This is a genomic window from Streptomyces sp. NPDC101194, from assembly GCF_044767885.1.
Lineage (GTDB): Bacteria > Actinomycetota > Actinomycetes > Streptomycetales > Streptomycetaceae > Streptomyces.
Genome location: NZ_JBIWOS010000004.1, coordinates 613727 through 634301, shown reverse-complemented (window position 1 = coordinate 634301; position 20575 = coordinate 613727). Strand labels below are relative to the sequence as shown.

The 20575-nt window shown below is 72.1% G+C and carries 14 protein-coding genes and 1 tRNA gene; 4 read left to right on the top strand and 11 right to left on the bottom strand.

Annotated elements, in window-relative coordinates:
* The first annotated feature begins 199 nt into the window (after positions 1-199).
* Entirely contained in the window at positions 200-1894 is a 1695-nt protein-coding gene (locus tag ACIRP2_RS19485) for a bifunctional 3'-5' exonuclease/DNA polymerase (protein WP_404251780.1), read from the top strand.
* A gap of 12 nt (positions 1895-1906) precedes the next feature.
* Here ACIRP2_RS19485 and ACIRP2_RS19480 read toward each other — a convergent pair whose 3' ends face one another.
* The 3 genes from ACIRP2_RS19480 to ACIRP2_RS19470 all read right to left on the bottom strand — a co-directional run bounded on the left by ACIRP2_RS19480 (position 1907) and on the right by ACIRP2_RS19470 (position 4897).
* On the bottom strand, positions 1907-2152 hold the full coding sequence (locus ACIRP2_RS19480) for a hypothetical protein (RefSeq protein WP_404251778.1): 246 nt from the start codon (positions 2150-2152) through the stop codon (positions 1907-1909).
* Between the two features lie 313 nt (positions 2153-2465).
* Positions 2466-3305: a carbohydrate-binding protein gene (locus ACIRP2_RS19475; RefSeq protein WP_404251776.1), complete on the bottom strand. Its 840-nt coding sequence runs from the start codon at positions 3303-3305 to the stop codon at positions 2466-2468.
* A 221-nt stretch (positions 3306-3526) separates the two neighbouring features.
* The gene (locus tag ACIRP2_RS19470; RefSeq protein ID WP_404251774.1) at positions 3527-4897 is read right to left on the bottom strand and encodes an alpha-lytic protease prodomain-containing protein; all 1371 of its coding nucleotides are present in this window, start codon (positions 4895-4897) and stop codon (positions 3527-3529) included.
* A gap of 127 nt (positions 4898-5024) precedes the next feature.
* On the opposite strand from ACIRP2_RS19470, the gene ACIRP2_RS19465 reads away from it, so the two are divergent.
* Both ACIRP2_RS19465 and ACIRP2_RS19460 read left to right on the top strand, forming a co-directional pair.
* Positions 5025-6116 (top strand): DUF2804 domain-containing protein, encoded by a 1092-nt coding sequence (locus ACIRP2_RS19465; protein WP_404251772.1) that lies wholly within the window; start codon positions 5025-5027, stop codon positions 6114-6116.
* A 38-nt stretch (positions 6117-6154) separates the two neighbouring features.
* Positions 6155-6835, top strand: coding sequence for a phosphotransferase (locus ACIRP2_RS19460; protein ID WP_404251770.1), 681 nt, complete (start codon positions 6155-6157; stop codon positions 6833-6835).
* A 132-nt stretch (positions 6836-6967) separates the two neighbouring features.
* Here the strand turns inward: ACIRP2_RS19460 and ACIRP2_RS19455 are convergent, their stop codons facing one another.
* Positions 6968-7576 carry a TetR/AcrR family transcriptional regulator gene (locus tag ACIRP2_RS19455; protein WP_404251768.1) on the bottom strand — a complete coding sequence of 203 codons (609 nt, stop codon included), beginning with the start codon at positions 7574-7576 and terminating at the stop codon, positions 6968-6970.
* A gap of 81 nt (positions 7577-7657) precedes the next feature.
* Between ACIRP2_RS19455 and ACIRP2_RS19450 the strand changes: the two genes are divergently transcribed.
* Positions 7658-8068 carry a DUF4345 domain-containing protein gene (locus tag ACIRP2_RS19450; protein WP_404251766.1) on the top strand — a complete coding sequence of 137 codons (411 nt, stop codon included), beginning with the start codon at positions 7658-7660 and terminating at the stop codon, positions 8066-8068.
* A 194-nt stretch (positions 8069-8262) separates the two neighbouring features.
* Here ACIRP2_RS19450 and ACIRP2_RS19445 read toward each other — a convergent pair.
* From ACIRP2_RS19445 to ACIRP2_RS19415, 7 genes are all read right to left on the bottom strand, one after another.
* A tRNA-Thr gene (locus tag ACIRP2_RS19445) sits at positions 8263-8336 on the bottom strand.
* 150 nt (positions 8337-8486) lie between these two features.
* A complete protein-coding gene (locus tag ACIRP2_RS19440; protein ID WP_404251764.1) occupies positions 8487-10019 on the bottom strand; it encodes an alpha/beta hydrolase in 1533 nt (510 codons plus the stop codon).
* Between the two features lie 126 nt (positions 10020-10145).
* Complete coding sequence (locus tag ACIRP2_RS19435; RefSeq protein ID WP_404251762.1) at positions 10146-11351, bottom strand: DNA polymerase III subunit delta'; 1206 nt, start codon at positions 11349-11351, stop codon at positions 10146-10148.
* 351 nt (positions 11352-11702) lie between these two features.
* Positions 11703-14906 (bottom strand): dTMP kinase, encoded by a 3204-nt coding sequence (gene tmk, locus ACIRP2_RS19430; RefSeq protein WP_404251760.1) that lies wholly within the window; start codon positions 14904-14906, stop codon positions 11703-11705.
* A gap of 276 nt (positions 14907-15182) precedes the next feature.
* A complete protein-coding gene (gene topA, locus ACIRP2_RS19425; RefSeq protein ID WP_404251758.1) occupies positions 15183-18050 on the bottom strand; it encodes a type I DNA topoisomerase in 2868 nt (955 codons plus the stop codon).
* Positions 18051-18380: 330 nt separating this feature from the next.
* Complete coding sequence (locus ACIRP2_RS19420; protein WP_351076972.1) at positions 18381-18578, bottom strand: hypothetical protein; 198 nt, start codon at positions 18576-18578, stop codon at positions 18381-18383.
* Between the two features lie 459 nt (positions 18579-19037).
* The gene (locus ACIRP2_RS19415; protein ID WP_404251756.1) at positions 19038-20552 is read right to left on the bottom strand and encodes a methyltransferase; all 1515 of its coding nucleotides are present in this window, start codon (positions 20550-20552) and stop codon (positions 19038-19040) included.
* Positions 20553-20575 lie beyond the last annotated feature (23 nt).

Here is a 20575-nt window from a genome sequence, read left to right as displayed (position 1 = left end):
CGCGGCCCGCTCGGGGGGGGGGGGGGGGCGGGGGGGGGGGGGGGCCCCCCCGGGGGGGGGGGGCCCCCCCCCCCCGGGGGGGGCCCCCCCCCCACGCCGCATCACCTGCCGCCCCGCGTCCCCATGCGGTCCACGGCCTCCCGCCGACCCGCGCCGCGCCACCGCGCCCGTGTCAGTGCCGGGTGCCAGACTCGACCACATGACCGAACGTTGGGCTCTGGCCGCCACGGAGACCGGCGGCGCCCTGCTCGCCCCGCTGGACTCCACCGGCCTGCCCACCGCCCCGGTCCTGACCGAGACGGACCTCGTGGAGGCCGTCCGCTCCCGCCCGGAGGTCACGCGCTGGGTCTGGCGGTCCACTGCCGAGATCTACCCGCGCCTGCTCTCCGCGGGTGTCCCGGTGGCCCGCTGCTACGACGTCGAGGTCGCCGAATCCCTCCTCCTCGCCCATGAGGGCCGCCTCGGCGAACCCCGTTCCGCCGCCGCCGCCCACGCCCGTCTGCACGGCGCCCCCGTGCCCCCCGATCCGCCGCAGCGCTCCGCCGAGCCCGGCTCGCAGTCCTCCCTCTTCGAGCCGCGGTCCGGCACCGGCCTGCCGTTCGACGGCCTGCTCCAGGTCTACGCCGACCAGCTCCGCCGCCATGACGCCACGGCGCACCCGGGCCGGATGCGCCTGCTGACGGCCGCCGAATCGGCGGGCATGCTGGTCGCCGCCGAGATGAACCGTTCCGGGCTCCCCTGGCGCGCCGATGTCCACCGGGACGTGCTCCAGGAGCTGCTCGGCGAGCGCTACGCGGGCGGCGGCGAGCCCCGCAGACTGGCCGAGCTGGCCGACGAGGTGTCGGCCGCCTTCGGCAGACGGGTCCGCCCCGACCTCCCCGCCGACGTCGTGAAGGCCTTCGCACAGGCCGGCATCAAGGTGAAGTCCACCCGGCGCTGGGAGATCGAGGAGCTGGACCATCCCGCGGTGGAGCCCCTCATCCGGTACAAGAAGCTGTACCGGATCTGGACGGCGCACGGCTGGAGCTGGCTCCAGGACTGGGTGCGCGACGGGCGTTTCCGCCCCGAGTACCAGCCGGGCGGCTCGGTCAGCGGGCGCTGGACGACCAACGGCGGAGGGGCGCTGCAGATCCCCAAGGTGATACGTCGGGCGGTCGTCGCCGACGAGGGCTGGCGCCTGGTCGTGGCGGACGCCGACCAGATGGAACCCAGGGTCCTCGCCGCGATCTCCCGCGACCGCGGTCTGATGGAGGTGGCGGGCCATGACGGCGATCTCTACACCGCGTTGTCGGACCGGGCCTTCCACGGCGACCGGGACCACGCCAAGCTCGCCCTGCTGGGCGCGATCTACGGCCAGACCTCGGGCGACGGCCTGAAGAATCTGGCCGCCCTGCGCCGAAGATTCCCGCTGGCCGTGGCCTATGTCGACGACGCCGCGAAAGCGGGCGAGGAGGGGCGCCTCGTACGGACGTATCTGGGCCGGACCAGTCCCCCCGCGGCCGGGAGCGGTGACGACGACGAAGCCGGCATTCCGCAGGAGAGCGCCGAACCGCCTTCCGGCGACGGTCGGTTCACGCCGGGATACGCGTCGTCCCATGCCCGCGCACGGGGCCGCTTCACCCGCAACTTCGTGGTGCAGGGCAGCGCGGCCGACTGGGCGCTGTTGCTCCTCGCCGCCCTCCGCCGGTCGCTCCTCGCCGCCGGGCTCCGGGCCGAACTGGTCTTCTTCCAGCACGACGAGGTGATCGTGCACTGTCCGCAGGAGGAGGCCGAGGCGGTCGTGGAGGCGATCCGGTCGGCGGGTGACACCGCCGGGCGAACCGTCTTCGGCGACACGCCGGTGCGCTTTCCGTTCACGACTGCGGTGGTGGAGCGCTATTCGGACGCGAAGTAGCCGGTCGGCCGCTCACGCACCGGAGCCGGGCGTGCCGGACTCCCCGCGCCCCCGCTGTTCTCCCGTACCCGGCCGCGCGTCGGGTCCCGGCGCGTGCCGGGCGCCCCGAGCGGTCTGTTCGCCGAATCCGGCCAGCCCGTGGTCGTAACGCGCGGGACGCAGATGCTGATGACGATGCCGGGCATTGAGCCGATGGATGACGAACGCCGCGATCGCGATCATCGCGAGGACGACCACGACGGTGACCAGGGTATTCATTGCAATACCGGCCCCCTTCGACACGCAGGCCGACAGAAGCGGCTCGTCGGGAGCCGTACACATCCAGGCTACTCCGCGGCCGGCCGGGCGCTCGTCGGCCGGACGGACGGGCGCAGCCGCGACCGTGTCCTCCTGGTCCGTTCCCGTTCCCGTGCCCGCGCCCGTGTCCTCCCGGTCCGTGTCCCTCTGCGGAAGGGGAAGGGTCCGGACCGGATGAGAAGCTCCGGTCCGGACCGGGCGCGGCGTGCGCCCCGCGAGGGAAACCCCGGGGCACACCCGCGCAGCGGTGGTACGCCTTTGCCGTGCTGCGTGTCTACCCGCGTTCCCACAGCGCGGGGACGTTCGGCGGTTCCCAGCCGGTCATGGCCGAGTGCGCCTGCAGACAGCGGTACGCGACCCCGCCGTAGGTGACGCGGTCTCCCGCGTTGTAGAGCGTTCCGGCCGCCCAGGTGGAGCCGGGCGGGTCGGTCGGCGGATCGGTCGGGTCGGTCGGGTCGGTCGGGTCCTGGGCGACGTCGAGGACGAAGTCGAAGGTCCCTTCCTCGGCGGAGCCGACGGCCCGGACGTTCATGAGGAGCGCCGGGTCGAAGAGGGTGTCCGTGTTGTTGCGCGGCTCGTCGGGGAAGTACAGCTGGGTGGTCAGGATGCCCGAACCGGGCGCCTGAGCCTTGACATGGATGTGCCGCGTCCGGCCGGGGTACAGCCCCGGCACGATCGTGGTCAGGGTGAAGGCCCCCGACCGGTCGGTGAACTGGTGGCCGCGGAACGCGTACCCGCCCATGTCGTACGCGCCGTTGGTGTCGGCCTGCCAGAAATCGAGGAGCACTCCGGGGATGGGCTTGCAGGCCCGACCGAAGACGTATCCGCTGACGGTCAGCCGGACACCGGGCGTGCTGCCGGTCACCAGGCTCGTACGGAGCGGGGAGTTGGGCTTGAAGTAGGGGCCTTCGATCTGCTCGTGGGTCGGTCCGTCGCCGTCGTCGCAGTTCGGGGTGGGGGCCAGGGGCCGGCCCCCGGTCCCGCCATCGCGGGCCAGCGCGACGCCACCCCCGGCGAGCAGCGGGACGGCACCGGCGACGAGAGCGGCCTTGAGGAGGGTCTTGCGGCTGATCCGGCGGTCGTCGCCGGAACCTTCGTTCACTTCTGGGGTCATGGCTGATTCCTCGGGATGGGGGAAGGGCACGTGCATGACACAGAGCGGAGCGGGGGTGCGCGCCGCCCGGCCGGGAGGCCGGAGCGTGAGCCGGGCGGGCGCGGTGTTCGGCGGCGGCCTCGCCCGGGGCCGCCGGGGCCGGGCTTCTCTTCGGATCAGACCGGATCGGTGCCACCGTTCTGCCCGGGGCGTGCGAGCGCGGTGTGATCCGGACGGAGTCCCTACAGCTGCTGCCAGAGCGCCGGCACGTTCGGCGGCGTCCAGCCGGGCTGCGCCAGGTGCGCCTGCAGGCAGCGGTAACTGCCGGAGCCGTAGGTCACGACGTCGCCCGCCGCGTACGTGGTCCCCGCCGCCCAGCTGCCGCCCGGGTCGGTCGGCGGGTCCGTCGGATCGGTCGGGGTGCCACTGGTGACCAGGGTGAGTCCGTACGCCTGGAGCGCCGGGTTCACCGGCTGGAAGTACGTCGTACCGCCCTGGGAGCAGTTGCCGGAGCCGCCGGACGTGACGCCCTGCGCCTGGCTGCCGGAGACGAACGAACCACCGGAGTCGCCGGGTTCGGCGCACACGTTGGTGCGGGTGACCCCGGAGACGGTGCCCTCCTGGTAGGTGACGCTGGTGTTGCGCTGCTGCACCGTTCCGCAGTGCCAGCCCGTCGTCGAACCCGAGCGGCAGACCGACGAGCCCTCCAGCGCCTCGGTGGATCCGGTGACCGTCACATCGCCGTTGCCGTACCCGTTGACCAGGGCGCGCGGCGTCCAGTTGGTGTTGGTGGCGACCCAGGAGTAGTCGCGGCCGGGGAAGGTGGAGCCCTGGAAGGAGCCCTGGGCCTGCTGGTTGTAGCCGCTGGTGCTGACCCCGGGTGTGCCGCAGTGACCGGCGCTGACGAAACCGGACTGGCCACTGCCGCGCTTCACGGGGAAGCCGATGGAGCAGCGCCCGGAGCCGTTCATGTAGTAGGCGTCACCACCCCGCAGATCCGTGAAGGTACGGGGCCGCTCGGCCGACCGGCTCACCGTCACCACTGCGTGCGGCACGTCCGCCGCGGCGAGGAAGGCATCGGCGGCCGAGGCACGGGCGGCCTGCACGACCACACGATTGGTGGCCACGTCGACGTACCAGGCGGGTATGTCCAGCGGGGCCTCGCGCAACGCGACCCGGTCCAACGCGGCCTTGGCGGATTCGAGTTCGGCCAGGCTGTGCTCGACGACGACGGGCCGGGCACCGGCCCGTCGGACACGGGCGGCGTCCGCGGCGTCGGTGGTGGCGACGGTCAGCGCGGCGTCGTCACCGCTCACCCGGGCCCCGGCGAAGTCCGCGCCCAGGGAGTACCGCAGACCGGCGGCGACGGCGGCGGCCCGCGACTCGTTGCCGATCCTGTCGCGCGCCTCGGAGGCGGTCAGTCCGAGGTCGCGCCGCATGGCCTTCAGCAGACCGGGCGAGAGCTGTTCGGTGCCCGCGACGGTGGGGGTGGGGAGGTGGGGAGCGGGATCGGCGGACGCGCTGCCGGTCAGGCCGGCGAGCGCGAGTACACCGACGGCCACGCCGGCGGTGCACGCGGCCAGGGCACGTCTGCGGAGGATGGTCCTCTCCACGGAACTCTCCTTGATTTCGGGGGAATTGCCGCCAACGTAGCCGCGTACACGTCACCCTCAGGAGATCCCGTCCTCCCCCTCACTTCGCGTTATGGGGCCCTCGGCCGAAAGCCCTTAGGCTCCGCGCATGGCCACGCATGAGCACGAGATCACCGAACCCGTCGACCTGTGCCTGCCGGACGGCCGGCTGAACCCGGCGGCCCGCGGCTGGTCCAGGCAGCCGCTGCACCGGGCGAATCTTCGGGGCTGGGGGCGGACCAAGCGCTGGGAGTACTGGTGCGTGACCACCCCGACCCATCTCGTCGCCCTGACGGTGAGCGACCTCGACTTCCTGGCCCTGAACACGGTGTACGTACTGGAATACGGACCGCAGGGGCGCGAGTTCGAGCGCACCTCGATCGTTCCCGGCGGGCGCAGCGTCCGTCTCCCGGAAGTGATCGCGGGCGCGGCCGGCTCGCCCGCCGTGGTGGTCGGTCCGCAGCGCCCCACCGGCGGCAAGGTCAGGATCGAGATCCATGCGGAGGACGGCGGCACCCGGCTGCGAGCCCGTTGCCTGACGCCGCGCTCACCGCAGGGCGCCAGGGGCACGCGGGGAACCGAGGAGGCTGCGGAGACCGTGGAGGTGGACCTCTTCGCCTCTCTGCCCGCCGGCCACGAGACGTTGTCCGTCGTCGTGCCGTGGAGCGGACGCCGCTTCCAGTACACGTCGAAGCACACGGCCCGCCCCGCCTCCGGTACGGTCCGGATCGGTGACAGGGTCCTGGAGTTCGGTGAGGACGCCTGGGCCGTGCTCGACCACGGCCGGGGGCGGTGGCCGCGCTCGGTCGACTGGAACTGGGGAGCCGCCTCGGGGCGCACGGGCGGCCACACGGTGGGTCTGCAGTTCGGCGGCCGCTGGACCCGGGGCACCGGCGCGACCGAGAACGCGCTCTGCGTGGACGGCCGACTCACCAAGATCGGGGAGGAGTTGGAGTGGCGCTGGTCGCCCACCGACTTCATGGCCCCGTGGACCATCACATCCGCGGGCGAACGGCCCGCGGTGGACCTGACGTTCACCCCTTTCCACAACCGCTCCACCCGCACCGACGCCGGTCTGATCGCCAACCGCACCGACCAGTGCTTCGGCCACTACACCGGCCTCGTCCGGGACGACGAGGGCCGCGAGATCACCGTGGATCAGCTCCTCGGCTGGGCCGAGGACGTCCACATGCGCTGGTGACCTCCCCGTACCGCCGCCGGTGCCCATAGGTTCGCCCCATGCGAATAGGTGAGCTTCTGGGTGCCGGACGGTCCGCTGATGTGTACGCGCTCGACGAGAAGTGGGTGCTGCGCCGTTACCGCGACGGAACGGACGCCACTCATGAGTGGACGGTCATGTCCTACCTCAGCGCCCACGGCTACCCGGTGCCCCGGCTCGGCCCCCGCGACGCCCGAACGGCTCCCCGCGACCTGATGCTGCAGCGGCTGAGCGGTCCGACGATGCTGAGGTCCCTGCTGTCCGGAGACATCTCCGCCGCCGAGGCCGGCGCCATGCTGGCCGCTCTCCTCGCCGAACTCCATACCGTCCCGGCCCGGCTCTCCCCACACCCCGGGGACCGGATTCTCCATCTCGACCTGCACCCGGACAACGTGATGCTGACGCCCCGGGGCCCGGTGGTGATCGACTGGAGCAACACCAGGGAGGGCGCACCGGCCGGCGACCGGGCCATGTCGGCCCTGATCGTCGCCCAGGTCGCGGTCGATCCCCGGTCTCTTGCGGCGGCGGGTGCCCGCGCCCTGCTGGAAGCCCTGGTCCCGCATCTCTCCGCCTCCGGCGGCATACCCGCCCACCACCTCGCCGAAGCCGCCTCCCGGCGCGCCGCCGACCCGATGACGAGCGCGCACGAGACGGCCCTCATCGACCGGGCCACGTCACTGATCACCGAGCTCACGCAGTGAACCGGCACACCGCGCCCCGGCCCGTCCGGACCGCCCTCGCCCACGCGGACCGGTCCTCCCCGACGGCATCGGCACGGATCCGGCCCGGGGTTGCACGGGGCCGGGGGCGGACGACACCGAGGCCGCCGCGTCTCAGCGCGGCCAGTCGGATGCGGGATCGACCGCGAGCAGGGGACGGATGGCGCCCAGCACGGCGCCGATGCAGACATCGCGCAGTTCGGCGCGGCTGCAGGTTTCCCGGGTGAGCCAGTCGACGCAGAGCACCTGGACGAACACCAGCCAGCTCTTCAGGACTCCGGAGACGGCCTCGCGGGCATTCTCGTCGGCCAGGGGGAGCACATTGAGCAGGCCGGCGCGCAGGGCGTCGAGCTCGTCGTTCATGATCGTCTGGATGACCGGGTCGCCGACGAGGACCCGGTTCGCGGCGAGGACGGCGTTCCTGTTCTCGATGAAGTAGTCGAGATGCGCGTCCAGGCCCTCGGTGAGCTGCTCGACGAGGGTCTGCGTCGGGTCGAACCGGGTGTTGACGAGCAGTTGGTCGGCCGCCTGCTGGTAGACCGCGGCGAACAGGTCGCGTTTGCCCGGGAAGTGACGGTAGAGCAGCGCACGGGAGACGCCCGCCTCTTCGGCGACATCCTCCATCAACACCTCTTCGTACGGACGGGCGGCGAAGAGGCGCGCGCCCACGGCGAGGAACCGGGCTCGACGGTCGGCAGGACTGAGTCGTTGACGGGGAGGCACGACCGAAGACTACTTGACACGCGTCTACTAGCCGGGCATAGCTTGGTAGACAGATGTCAACCAACGCTGGGGCGGTGGGTCATGGCCAGGACTCTCAAGGTGCTCGCACTGACGATGGGGGTCGCCTGCGTGGCGATCGGGTTCCTCCACATGGTGCTGGGAAACGCCGCGATTCCGGGCGCCCATGCGGCCGGTGCGACAGTGGACAGCCTGGGCCGCTTCTTCGGGGCGATCTTCGCCGGGTACGGCCTGGCGTGGCTGTGGGCCGCCCGCCGGACACCGATCCCGGCACGCGCGGTGCGGTGGCTGTCGGGCGTCTTCCTGCTGGGTGGACTCAGCCGTCTGCCGTCGCTCGCCGTGGCAGGGCGGCCGGACTCGTTCCAGTTGGTCCTGGCCGCGATCGAACTCGCCCTGCCGCCCGTGTACTTCTGGCTGGCGGACGCGGACGAACGGGCGTCGAAGACGCTGCCGCACGCAGCGTCCCGGGCATAGGACCGGGCGACACTCCCTGGCCACGACGCGCCACCGCCCGAGCACCGCGCCCGCGGACCGGGCCGGCCCGTCTCCCCCACCGAGGCGCGCGTCAGGGCCGGGTTCGCGGTTCACGGGTTCACCGATCCGCCCCGTCACGCCCCAGCCACGACAAAACCCCAGGTCACGGACTACGTGACCTGGGGTTTCACTTGAGCCGCCTTCGGGATTCGAACCCGAGACCTACGCATTACGAGTGCGTTGCTCTGGCCAACTGAGCTAAGGCGGCGCGCCCTGTCGCACTATGGTGCGATCAGCAGCGTCGCCAAGTCTACACAGTTTCCGGGGGTGCTCCGTACCAGCCCTGCTGCGGGCCGTTCTCGCAGGTCAGCAAGGGGGCGGTGAGGGCCGGCGGCCGTTCGGCGGCAGGCCGGCACGCTCAGGAGCACTGCTTGCCGTCGGCCGGCGGGGTGCCGTCCAGGAGATAGGTGTTGATCGCCGTGTCGATGCAGTCGCTGCCTCGGCCGTACGCCGTGTGGCCGTCGCCGCGGTAGGTGAGGAGCGTGCCGGAGGAGAGCTGGCCGGCCAGGGACCGGGCCCACTTGTACGGGGTGGCCGGGTCGCGGGTGGTGCCGACCACGACGATCGGGGCCGCGCCCTTCGCCTCGATGCGGTGAGGGGTTCCGGTGGGCCGGACCGGCCAGTGGGCGCAGTTCAGTGCTGCCCAGGTGAAGGTCCTGCCGAAGACCGGGGACGCCTTCTCGAAGCCCGGAAGTGCCCGCGCGGCGGCATCGGCGTCGGCGAAGGCGGGCGGCAGGTCCAGGCAGTTCACGGCCGTGTTGGCGGACATCAGATTCGCGTACGTGCCGTTCGGTTCGCGTTCGTAGTAGCCGTCCGCCAGGGAGAGCAGGCCGGAGCCGTCGCCCTTCTCGGCGCCGGCGAGGGCGTCGCGGAGCTGGGGCCAGGCCGACTCGTCGTACATGGCGGCGATGACCCCGGTGGTGGCGAGGGACTCGGTGAGCTCGCGGGAGTCGCCGGTGGGGACGGGCCTGGCGTCGAGGCCCGCGAAGAGCCGCTTGAGGCGCACGGCCGCGTCGGCGGCGGAGGTGGTGCCGAGCGGGCAGCCCGCCTTCTTCACACAGTCGGCGGCGAAGGACTGGAACGCGGTCTCGAAGCCGGCGGTCTGATCACGGTTGACGTCGAGAGACGAGAGAGACGGGTCCATCGCGCCGTCCAGGACGAGGCGGCCGACCCGGGCGGGGAACAGCTCGGCGTACGTCGCGCCGAGATACGTACCGTACGACGCCCCGACGTAGTGCAGCTTCTCGTCGCCGAGCAGGGACCGCAGCACGTCCATGTCGCGGGCCGTCTCGACGGTGGAGACATGCGGAAGGATCTTGCCGGAGTGCCGCTCGCAGCCGCTCGCGAACTGTTCGTAGGCGGCGCTCAGCCGCTCGACCTCGGCGGCGTCGTCCGGGGTCTGGTCGACCTGGGTGTAGGCGTCCATCTGCGGACCGGTGAGGCACTCGACGGGCTCGCTCCGGGCCACTCCGCGTGGATCGATCGCGACCATGTCGTAGCGGGCCCTGACCTGGGCGGGGTAGCCGATGCCCGCGTAATCCTGCAGATAGCCGATGGCCGAGCCGCCGGGGCCACCGGGGTTCACCAGGAGGGTGCCGATCCGCTCGCCGGGTCCGGTGGCCTTCACCCGGGAGACGGCCAGTTCGATGTCGCCGCCGTCCGGTTCGGCGTAGTCCAGCGGCGCCCGCATCGTCGTGCACTGGAATCCCTCGACGCCGCAGTCCCGCCAGTCCAGTTGTTGCGCGTAGTACGTCTTGAGCGCGGCGGGGACGGTCGGCGGGGTGGAGGACGGTGAGGCGTTCGTCGAACTTCCGCCGCTGCAGCCGGAGACGAGGAGGCCGACAGCGCCGAGGGCGATGGCGAAGATGCGGAGCGGGCGCCTGGTGTCCATCCCCGGAGCGTAGTCGCCGCTCGGCCGCTCGCCCGGTTCTCCGCCCGTACGGGTGAAAGCAGCGACATGCGGTGATGACGACGCGCAGCGGCGGGCCGTGGTGACGAGCGGCGGTGCGAAGCGGCGTCAGCCCGCGCGCAGTGCCATCGTCATCGCCTCCACCGCGAGCAGCGGCGCCACATTGCGGTCCAGCGCCCGCCGGCAGGCGATCACCGCCTCTATCCGGCGCAGGGTGCGCTCGGGCGTGGACGAGCGGGCGACGCGGTCGAGGGCGTCCTCTGCGTCCGCGTTGGCGATGGCGATCCGCGAGCCCAACTGGATGGCCAGCACATCGCGGTAGAAGCCGGTCAGGTCGGTGAGGGCGAGATCGAGACTGTCACGCTGCGTACGGGTCTTGCGGCGCTTCTGCCTGTCCTCCAGCTCCTTCATCACCCCCGCCGTACCGCGCGGCATCCGTCCCCCGGCGACTGCGCCGAGCGCGGCCTTCATCTCCTCCGTCTCCTTGGCGTCGACCTCCTCCGAGACCTGCTTGGCGTCGTCGGTGGCGGTGTCGATCAGCTCCTGGGCGGCCTTGAGACAGCCCCCGATGTCCTCGACCCGCAGCGGGAGCTTGAGAACGGCGGCCCGACGGGAACGGGCTCTCTCGTCGGTGGCGAGGCGGCGGGCCCTGCCGATGTGGCCCTGGGTGGCACGGGCTGCGGACGCGGCCCGCTCCGGATCGATGCCATCACGCCGGATCAGCACGTCGGCGACCGCGTCGACCGGGGGCGTGCGCAGCGTGAGATGACGGCAGCGGGAACGAATCGTGGGCAGCACGTCCTCGAGAGAGGGTGCGCAGAGCAGCCACACCGTGCGCGGCGCGGGCTCCTCGACCGCCTTCAGCAGGACGTTCCCCGCGCCTTCGGTGAGCCGGTCGGCGTCCTCCAGGACGATGACCTGCCAACGGCCGACGGCCGGGGAGAGCTGGGCACGGCGGACCAGCTCGCGGGTCTCCTTCACACCGATGGAGAGCAGATCCGTACGGACCACCTCGACATCGGCGTGCGTACCGATGAGGCTGGTGTGACAGCCGTCGCAGAAGCCGCAGCCCGGTGCGCCCCCCAGGGCGCGGTCGGGGCTGGTGCACTGGAGTGCGGCGGCGAAGGCCCGGGCGGCCGTGGAACGGCCGGAACCGGGTGGCCCGGTGAACAACCAGGCATGGGTCATCTTCGACCCGGGCGGCACCTGCTCCCCCGCCGCGTCGGCGGTGACCAGCGCATCGGCGTCCCGAGCGGCGGCACCGAGCTGCTCCTGCACCCGGTCCTGGCCGACCAGGTCGTCCCATACGGTCATGGGTCATCGCCCTTCCGGTGGTGTGCGGCCGCACGGCTGTGGTGCGACGCGGCCGCGCGGCTGTGATGTCACTGCTTGCCGGTCCGGCGTACCCGGCCCGGATCCGGCGTACCCGGCCCGGATCCGGCGTACCCGGCCGGGTCCCGCTTCCCCCGATCCCGTGGCCCAGGCCCAGGCCCCGCTTGCCCGGCCCGCAACCCGCTTCGCTCGTTCGGATCCGGCTTCCGGAGCCCGGCCTTCTGATCCGAACTCCCGATCCGACTTCCCATTGTGGGGGACGGGTCTGACAATCCCGGCGGCACGGCTGCCCGGCGGCACGGTTCGTCGGACCCGCCCGGCAGCCGTCGCGGATCAGCGGCGCGGTCGGCGTCCCCGGCCCGAGGGGCCCGAGCCCTCGTCGTCGCGGTGGTCGCCGAGCAGTTCGTCCGCCAGCGTGGGCAGATCGTCCAGCGGAGTCTCCTCGGCCCAGTCGGGACGAGGGCGCCGGCCCCGACGCTCCTGGCCCTCCTGATCGTCCCAGTGGTCCTGAACCGGCTGCTGGGTGCCCGCGCCCGGGTCGCCCATCTGCGGAAGCTCGCGCGTGCGCTCGTTCTCGCGCTCCGGCGCGGCGCCCGCCGGGCGCTCGTCACGGAAGATGCCCCGCGGAACCCGGTCCGACGGATTCATCTCCCGAGCGTTCCAAGCACCATGGCTGTCCCGGGTGTCCCGTACCGGAGGAAGCACCGTCGTCTCGTCCGCGGCACCGGCGGCGCCGGGCCGGTCGGACCGCTGGTCGGAGGAGTCGGCCCGTTCCGACCGGTCGTGGATCTTCGGGATCATCGCGGTTTCCGCCTCGTCGGACGGCGCGGTCGGGGTACCCGGCGAAGGCACCTGCTGCGTCACGTCGTTCGGGCTGACGATCGGTGTCGGCACCGTGATCTCGTTGTCCGGTACGGACGCCGCCGCGGCAGCCTCGGCGCGTGCCGCCTCCGCGGCGGCAGCCGCGTCGGCCTCGGCCTGCCGACGGGTCGCCTCGGCCCGCAGCAGCGCCTCCTCGGCCTTGCGCTGCTTCTCCAGTCGCCGTGCCTCGGCCTCCTTGCGCAGCCGGGCCTCCTCCTCGGCCTGCCTGCGCAGCCTGGCCTGCTCGGCCTCGCGGGCCGCCTCCTCGGCCTCCAGCCTGACCCGCTCCTCCTCGGCCTTGCGCCGGGCCTCCTCGGCACGCTGCCTGGCTTCCTCGGCCTGGCGTTCCTCCTCGCGCCGACGCGCCTCCTCCAGCTCTCGGCGCTTGCGCTCCTCCTCCTCGGCACGGAGCTTGGCGAGCTGTTCCTGCCGCTCGCGCTCCAGCCGCTCCTCCTCGGCCTTGCGGGCCGCTTCCTCCTCGGCCTTGCGCCGGGCCTCCTCCTCGGCCGCCTTGCGCGCCTCCTCCTGGGCCTTGATCTCGGCCTCGGAGAGCGGAAGGAGCTGGTCGAGCCGGTGGCGTACGACCGTGGTGATCACTTCCGGATCCTGGCCCGCGTCCACCACCAGGTAGCGGGTCGGGTCGGCGGCGGCCAGCGTCAGGAAACCGGACCGCACCCGGGCATGGAACTCGGGCGGCTCGGACTCCAGCCGGTCGGGGGCCTCGGTGAACCGTTCCCGCGCCGTCTCCGGGGCGACGTCCAGCAGCACCGTCAGATGCGGTACCAGTCCGCTCGTCGCCCAGCGCGAGATCCGGGCGATCTCGGTCGGGGAGAGATCACGGCCCGCGCCCTGGTAGGCGACGGACGAGTCGATGTAGCGGTCGGAGATGACGATCGCGCCACGCTCCAGCGCCGGGCGGACGACCGAGTCGACGTGCTCGGCGCGGTCGGCGGCGTACAGCAGTGCCTCGGCCCGGTTGGAGAGCCCGGCCGACGACACGTCGAGCAGGATCGAGCGCAGCCGCTTGCCGACCGGGGTCGCGCCCGGCTCGCGGGTGACGACGACCTCGTGGCCCTTGGCGCGGATCCAATCGGCGAGCGCCTCGACCTGGGTGGACTTGCCGGCGCCGTCGCCTCCCTCCAGGGCGAGGAAGAATCCGGTCGCGGCGGGGGCGACGGCCGGGTCGCCGCCGCGCAGCGCCTCACGCAGGTCGCGGCGCAACGGCACGCCGGAACGGTCGTCCGTTCTGGCGAGGACGATCACGGCGACGGGCAGCAGCAGGGCGCCGATCAGCATCAGGGCGAAGGCCGCTCCGCCGTGGGCGAAGACGAAGCCTCCGGAGCTCAGCCGGTGGGCGCCGATCGCCGCGGCCAGCAGCGGCCCCGCGAGCGCGCCGAGTGCGATGAGGACCCGTACGACGGCCTGGAGGTGCTCCGTGGTCCTGGCCCGGCGGAACTCCTCGGTCTCCTGGTCGACCAGGACATGGCCGGTGTGGGCGGCCACGCCCGCCGCGTAACCGGCGAGCACCGCGATCATGAGCACGGTCGCGGTGTCCGGCACGAGGCCCATGGCGAGGAGCGCGACACCGGTGACGGCGATGGCCAGGGCGAGCAGCCTGCGCCGCGACAGCGCGGGCAGCACCTTGCCGGCGGTACGGATGCCGACCCCGGTGGCTCCGGTCAGTCCGAGGACCAGCAGGGCGAAGGTGGCGGGTCCGCCGCCCAGCTCGGTGGCGTGCAGTACGGCGACGGCGGCGGCTGCGGCGATCGCTCCGGCGACCGCGGCCGAGGCGCCGACGATCAGCGGTACGGCTCCGGTGCGGCCCTTGTCGGGGCCGCTGCCGGTCGACGGCCGGCGCAGGCCCTCCAGCGGCGAGCGCGGGCGGGGCGTCTGCGAACCCGGCAGCTCCAGGAAGTACAGGGTCGAGATGGAGGCCGAGAAGAGCCCGGCCGCGACGTACGAGCCGAGGGCCGCCTGGTGGAGCGAGAACCACTCCAGCCCCGAGCCCAGCAGGTTGCCGATGAGCGTGGCGATCAGCAGGACGACCGCGGCGGCCGGGACGGCGGCGAAGTCGGTACGGAGGGAGAGCCGGCGCAATGCGTCGAGGCGGTCGGGCAGGGGACGTACCGCGGCGCCCTCGGGGGGCGGGGCGGGCAGCAGTGCCGGCGCCGCGCCGTCCTTGGCGACCGTCCACAGGCGTTCGCTCGCACCGACGACGAAGACGGTGATCAGGATCATCATGAGTGCCTTGTCGGGCATCCAGTCGATCCACAGCGGCGCGACGACCAGCAGCGCGAGCCGCAGCCCGTCCGTGCCGATCATCAGCCACCGCCGGTCCAGCGGTCCTCCTGGCGCGGTGAGCGTCGTCAGCGGCCCCAGGAGTACGGCTCCGAAGAGCAGGGTGGCAAGGATCCGGGCACCGAACACCGCGGCGACGGCGAACGCCGCCCCTCGGTACCCGGCTCCGAATGAGCCCTCAAGGACCGCCGCTTGCAGCGACATCAGCACCAGCACGAGAAGGGCGAGTGCATCGCCGATACCACCGACGAGCTGGGCGCTCCACAACCGCTTCAGCGGGGGAACGCGCAACAGGGCTCGTACGGCGCGCTCGCGTGAGTCTGCGGCAAGTGTGTCGGAGGTGGGGCTCACGACCGTTGGCTGCTCGGCTCGCGTCATCCGCCCAGCCTATCCGGAGCGGTGGGGTCCCCGGAGGCCCCGCCCGAACATATGGGCGCTTGAGGGCGTTCCTGCCCCGGCGACCGAGGCGCCGTGCCCCGCCCCTTCGAGCCCTTTCGGCGCCCGAGGGACGGGGTACCGGGCCCGGTCACCCTCCCCCTCACGGACCGGAACGGCCCCGCTGCACGGGCTCCGCCCCTCGCACACACCCCCGGTACGCAGACGCCGGAGGGGCTGGAAGACCCAGCCCCTCCGGCGATCGGACCGCTTCTGCGGTCAGTCCTCCACGGACGCCGCCGTCGTCTTCTTCGCCGCGGTCGCCTTCTTGGCGGCCGTCGTCTTCTTCGCGGTCGTCGTCTTCTTCGCCGCGGTCTTCTTCGCCGCCGTCTTCTTGGCCGCCGTGGTCTTCTTGGCCACCGCCTTCTTCGCGGTCGCCTTCTTGGCCGGAGCCTTCTTCGCCGTCTTCTTCTTGGCGGGCCCCTTGGCGCGCTTCTCGGCGAGCAGCTCGTAGCCGCGCTCCGGCGTGATGGTCTCGACGCTGTCACCGGTCCGGAGCGTCGCGTTGGTCTCCCCGTCGGTGACGTACGCACCGAAGCGCCCGTCCTTGACCACGACCGGAGCACCGCTCACCGGGTCGGTTCCCAGCTCCTTCAGCGGCGGCTTGGCGGCGGCGCGGCCGCGCTGCTTGGGCTGGGCGTAGATCGCGAGAGCCTCGTCGAGGGTGATGTCGAAGAGCTGTTCCTCGGAGGTCAGCGAACGCGAGTCCGTGCCCTTCTTCAGATACGGGCCGTAGCGGCCGTTCTGCGCGGTGATCTCCACGCCTTCGGCGTCCTCGCCGACGACACGCGGCAGCGACATCAGCTTGAGCGCGTCGGCCAGCGTCACCGTGTCCAGCGACATGGACTTGAAGAGCGAGGCCGTCCGCGGCTTCACCGCGTTCTTGCCGGTCTTCGGGGTGCCCTCGGGCAGCACCTCGGTGACGTACGGGCCGTAACGCCCGTCCTTCGCGATGATCTGGTGCCCGGTGATCGGGTCCGCACCGAGCTCGAAGTCGCCGCTCGGCTTGGCCAGCAGTTCCTCCGCGTACTCCACGGACAGCTCGTCGGGTGCCAGGTCCTCCGGCACGTCCGCGCGCTGGTGTCCCTCGGAGTCCTTCTCACCGCGCTCGATGTACGGACCGTAACGACCGACCCGGAGCTTGATCTCGTTGCCGACGGGGAAGGAGGAGATCTCGCGCGCGTCGATCGCGCCGAGGTCGGTGACGAGCTCCTTCAGTCCGCCGAGGTGGTCGCCGTCGCCGTTGCCCGCGTCGGAGGCCGCGCCCGCTCCCGCCGTGTCGTCGCCCGCACCGAAGTAGAAGCGCTTCAGCCACGGCACGGACTGGGCCTCGCCCCGCGCGATGCGGTCGAGGTCGTCCTCCATCTTCGCGGTGAAGTCGTAGTCGACGAGCCGGCCGAAGTGCTTCTCCAGCAGGTTGACCACGGCGAAGGAGAGGAAGGACGGAACGAGCGCCGTGCCCTTCTTGAAGACGTAGCCGCGGTCCAGGATCGTGCCGATGATCGAGGCGTACGTCGACGGGCGGCCGATCTCGCGCTCTTCGAGCTCCTTGACCAGCGAGGCCTCGGTGTAACGGGCCGGCGGCTTGGTGGCGTGCCCGTCGACCGCGATCTCCTCGGCGGAGAGCGCGTCACCCTCGGCGACCTGCGGAAGGCGCCGCTCACGGTCGTCGAGCTCGGCGTTCGGGTCGTCCGCGCCTTCCACGTAGGCCTTCATGAAGCCGTGGAAGGTGATCGTCTTGCCGGACGCGGAGAACTCGGCGTCGCGACCGTCACTCGCCCGGCCGCCGATCTTGACGGTGACGGAGTTGCCGACCGCGTCCTTCATCTGGGAGGCGACGGTCCGCTTCCAGATCAGCTCGTAGAGCCGGAACTGGTCGCCGCTGAGGCCGGTCTCGGCCGGGGTGCGGAAGCGGTCGCCGGAGGGGCGGATCGCCTCGTGCGCCTCCTGCGCGTTCTTGACCTTCCCGGCGTACGTGCGCGGCTTGTCCGGCAGGTAGTCGGCACCGTACAGCTGCGTGACCTGTGCCCGCGCCGCGGAGACCGCGGTGTCCGAGAGGGTCGTGGAGTCCGTACGCATGTAGGTGATGAAGCCGTTCTCGTACAGCTTCTGCGCGACCTGCATGGTGGCCTTGGCACCGAAGCCCAGCTTCCGGCTCGCCTCCTGCTGGAGGGTCGTCGTACGGAACGGGGCGTACGGGGAGCGGCGGTACGGCTTCGATTCGACGGACCGCACGGCGAACCTGGCGTCGGCGAGCGCGGCGGCCAGGGCACGGGCGTTCGTCTCGTCCAGGTGCAGCACCTGGCCGGAACCGGACTTCAGCTGCCCGTCCGGACCGAAGTCACGGCCCTGGGCGACGCGGCGGCCGTCGACCGCGCTGAGACGGGCGGCGAGCGTCGACGGATCGGAGGCGTCACCGGCGCGGCCGGTGGCGAACGTGCCGGTCAGGTCCCAGTACTCGGCGGAACGGAAGGCGATGCGCTCGCGCTCCCGCTCGACGACGAGACGGGTCGCCACGGACTGGACCCGGCCGGCCGACAGTCGCGGCATGACCTTCTTCCACAGGACCGGCGAGACCTCGTAGCCGTAGAGCCGGTCGAGGATGCGGCGCGTCTCCTGGGCGTCGACCATGCGCTGGTTGAGCTCGCGCGGATTGGCGACGGCCTCCCGGATCGCGTCCTTGGTGATCTCGTGGAAGACCATCCGGTGGACCGGGACCTTGGGCTTCAGAACTTCCTGCAGGTGCCACGCGATGGCTTCGCCCTCGCGGTCCTCATCGGTGGCGAGGAAGAGTTCGTCGGACTCGGCAAGCAGCTGCTTGAGCTTCCTGACCTGCGCCTTCTTGTCCGCGTTGACGACGTAGACGGGCTGGAAGTCATGCTCGACGTCGACACCGAGCCGACGGACCTCGCCGGTGTACTCGTCGGGGACCTCGGCGGCGCCGTTCGGCAGGTCGCGGATGTGCCCGACGCTCGCCTCGACGACGTATCCGGGGCCGAGGTAGCCCTTGATCGTCTTCGCCTTGGCAGGCGACTCGACGATGACGAGTCGGCGGCCGCCCTGTGCGGTCTCGCTGGTCGGGGACAACTTCGCTCTTCTCTCCGGTCGACACTCAGTGGGCATCCGGGCAGCGCCATGACGCTGCCGACGGTGCTGTCGCTGCGGAGTGTGACGGTACAACCCGCCCCCGTGTCAAACGGCAAAAGCCCGCAACGGCCACTCGAACGGTAACCCGACTTCCGCCATTCCTGCCGCCCGGACTGCCCGGCCCATCGCACGCGCGGCCGCTGCCTGCGGGTTTCTGGTCGCTGTGACGGCGGCGCGGGCGCAGGTGGTGAAGTGCGGTCGGTCCGGGCGTGTTCCCCGGCGCGGGCCCTCGGGCCCCCGGGCTCCCGGGCGGGTCCGGTGGGGGGTGGATCAGATGCGAGTGAAGCACCACACACCGAGGACGAGAAAAAGTACGCCGAACACAGTGGCGAGAGTGGCAGAAGCGATGGGGCTCACACCCTGCGCCACCGGCGCGCGGTGCAGCACGCGTGACCCCGTCCACAGCAGCAGCGCGGCGCCGAACAGCGCGAACGCCGTTCCGGCGAAGACCGCAGGTCCGCTCTCCATGCCCGTACGCCTTCCTGTCCCTGTCCGGCCGGGGCCCCGTGCCTTCCGGTCAGAGGGAGGCTGCCACCCCGGGGCGTCGTGGACGCGAACCCCGGGTGAATGGCCGGATTCACGCATCCAGGATCCACCGGTCCCGGCCGCGAGGAAGCGCGGAACCGCCGCCCCGGGACAACTCCGGGCCGAGGGCCAACCGGAATCAGCGGCCTCTCACGGCGGACCACGGCGGTGAGCGCAAAGACACTGATGGCAAGGCCGCTCCTTACGTCGGGCGGCACACACTCGAACCGGAACGGAGCCGAATGCCGGAGCCCGGTGCCGGGGACGGTCGGCGGACCCCGGCGACCGTGCCCGGAGCCGGAGAGGAAGCCGGAGCGGGAGCCGTGCTGATCGGCCCCCGGGCCGGGCCCCGGGAGCACTGCCTCGCCATCAGCCCACCGGCCGCCCCGGCCATCGATGCCGTCAGCTCACCGGTGCCACCGGCTCCAGGAAGCCCTCCTCGACCAGCAACCGGATCGCCTGCGGGGTGCGGTCGCGCAGCAGCACCGGGTCCTCGTTCATCAACTGGGCGATCGCGTCCAGGATCCGGCCCGCGGGCAGCGTCCCGTCGCACACTCCCGCGAAGCCCGCGCCGACGGCATCGACCTTCGTCGCACGCCGCATGCCGCGGTTCTGACGGAGTACCACGTGCTCGGGGTCCTCCGCGCCCGGCAGTCCGACCTGTTCCTGCACGACCTCGGCGGCGAGAGTGAAATGCCCGGTCAGGAGCGCCGCGTCGTCCTGTTCACGGAGATAGTCCTGACGGGCGAAGTGGGCCTGGACCGCCGGTCCCAGCGGCTGTTCCACGGCGTGCGGCCATTCCTCGATCACGACCGAGGGGTTCCCGGCCGCTGCCGCGGCGGACTTCCGCAGGGTGATCCAGCCGAAGCCGACACCCTTGGTCTTGCGGGCCTCGAACTCGTCCAGCCAGGCGTCGTACCGCTCGGCGTACTCGGAGGGGTCCGTGCGGTGGTCGCCACTGTCGCGCAGCCACAACTCCGCGTACTGCGTGACATCCTGGACCTCACGCTGGACGATCCAGGCGTCGCAGCCGTGCGGCACCCAGGAACTCAGCCGGCTCTGCCACTCCTCGCCCTCGACGTGCTGCCAGTTGGCGAGGAAGTGGGCGTATCCGCCTTCGTTCAACCGGTCGCCCGACTGCTGTACCAGGGTCCGGCACAGGTCGTCGCCGCCCATGCCGCCGTCGCGGTAGGTGAGACGGGCTCCGGGCGAGATGACGAACGGCGGGTTGGAGACGATCAGGTCGTACGTCTCCGTGCCGACCGGCTCGTACAGGGACCCCAGACGCAACTCGGCCGCCGGGGCGCCGGACAGGGCGAGCGTCAGTCGGGTGAAATCCAGCGCGCGCGGGTTGAGGTCGGTGGCCGTGACCCGGGTGGCGTGCTGCGAGGCGTGCAGCGCCTGGATGCCGGAGCCCGCACCGACATCGAGCGCGGAGGCGACAGGCGCACGGACGGTGATCCCGGCAAGTGTCGTGGACGCCCCTCCGACGCCGAGCACCACGCCCTCCTCCCGCGAACCGATGCCGCCCGCGCCGCCGACCGCGCAGCCCAGGTCGGAGACGATGTACCAGTCCTGCCCCTCGGGCCCGCCGTACGGTCGTACGTCGACCGTGGCCCGAACCTCGCCATCGGTGTGGCTCACCCAGCCGTCCTCGATGCACTCGGCCAGTGGGAGCGCGGCACGGGCCCGCTCGTACGGGACGGGGTGCTGGAGCAGGAAGAGCCGCACCAGGGTGTCGAGCGGGGAGTCGCCCCGGATGGCACGCAGCGCCGGAACCGTCTCGCTGCGGGCGAGCGCGGCGTAGGCGGGCGCACCGAGCAGGTCGAGGAGCCCGTCGGCGGTGAAGGCGGCGGCGATCAGGGCTTCGCGGAGCCGGGGCGAACGGTCGGACACGGGGAGACTGGTCGTACTCACCCACCCATTGTGGCCGTTCGCAC

Excerpts from the sequence above, each read along its gene's own strand:
- ACIRP2_RS19485 (WP_404251780.1), top strand. The coding sequence starts at position 200 with ATGACCGAACGTTGGGCTCTGGCCGCCACGGAGACCGGCGGCGCCCTG.
- ACIRP2_RS19480 (WP_404251778.1), bottom strand. The coding sequence starts at position 2,152 with ATGAATACCCTGGTCACCGTCGTGGTCGTCCTCGCGATGATCGCGATC.
- ACIRP2_RS19475 (WP_404251776.1), bottom strand. The coding sequence starts at position 3,305 with ATGACCCCAGAAGTGAACGAAGGTTCCGGCGACGACCGCCGGATCAGC.
- ACIRP2_RS19465 (WP_404251772.1), top strand. The coding sequence starts at position 5,025 with ATGGCCACGCATGAGCACGAGATCACCGAACCCGTCGACCTGTGCCTG.
- ACIRP2_RS19460 (WP_404251770.1), top strand. The coding sequence starts at position 6,155 with ATGCGAATAGGTGAGCTTCTGGGTGCCGGACGGTCCGCTGATGTGTAC.
- ACIRP2_RS19450 (WP_404251766.1), top strand. The coding sequence starts at position 7,658 with ATGGCCAGGACTCTCAAGGTGCTCGCACTGACGATGGGGGTCGCCTGC.
- ACIRP2_RS19440 (WP_404251764.1), bottom strand. The coding sequence starts at position 10,019 with ATGGACACCAGGCGCCCGCTCCGCATCTTCGCCATCGCCCTCGGCGCT.
- ACIRP2_RS19435 (WP_404251762.1), bottom strand. The coding sequence starts at position 11,351 with ATGACCGTATGGGACGACCTGGTCGGCCAGGACCGGGTGCAGGAGCAG.
- tmk (WP_404251760.1), bottom strand. The coding sequence starts at position 14,906 with ATGACGCGAGCCGAGCAGCCAACGGTCGTGAGCCCCACCTCCGACACA.
- ACIRP2_RS19420 (WP_351076972.1), bottom strand. The coding sequence starts at position 18,578 with ATGGAGAGCGGACCTGCGGTCTTCGCCGGAACGGCGTTCGCGCTGTTC.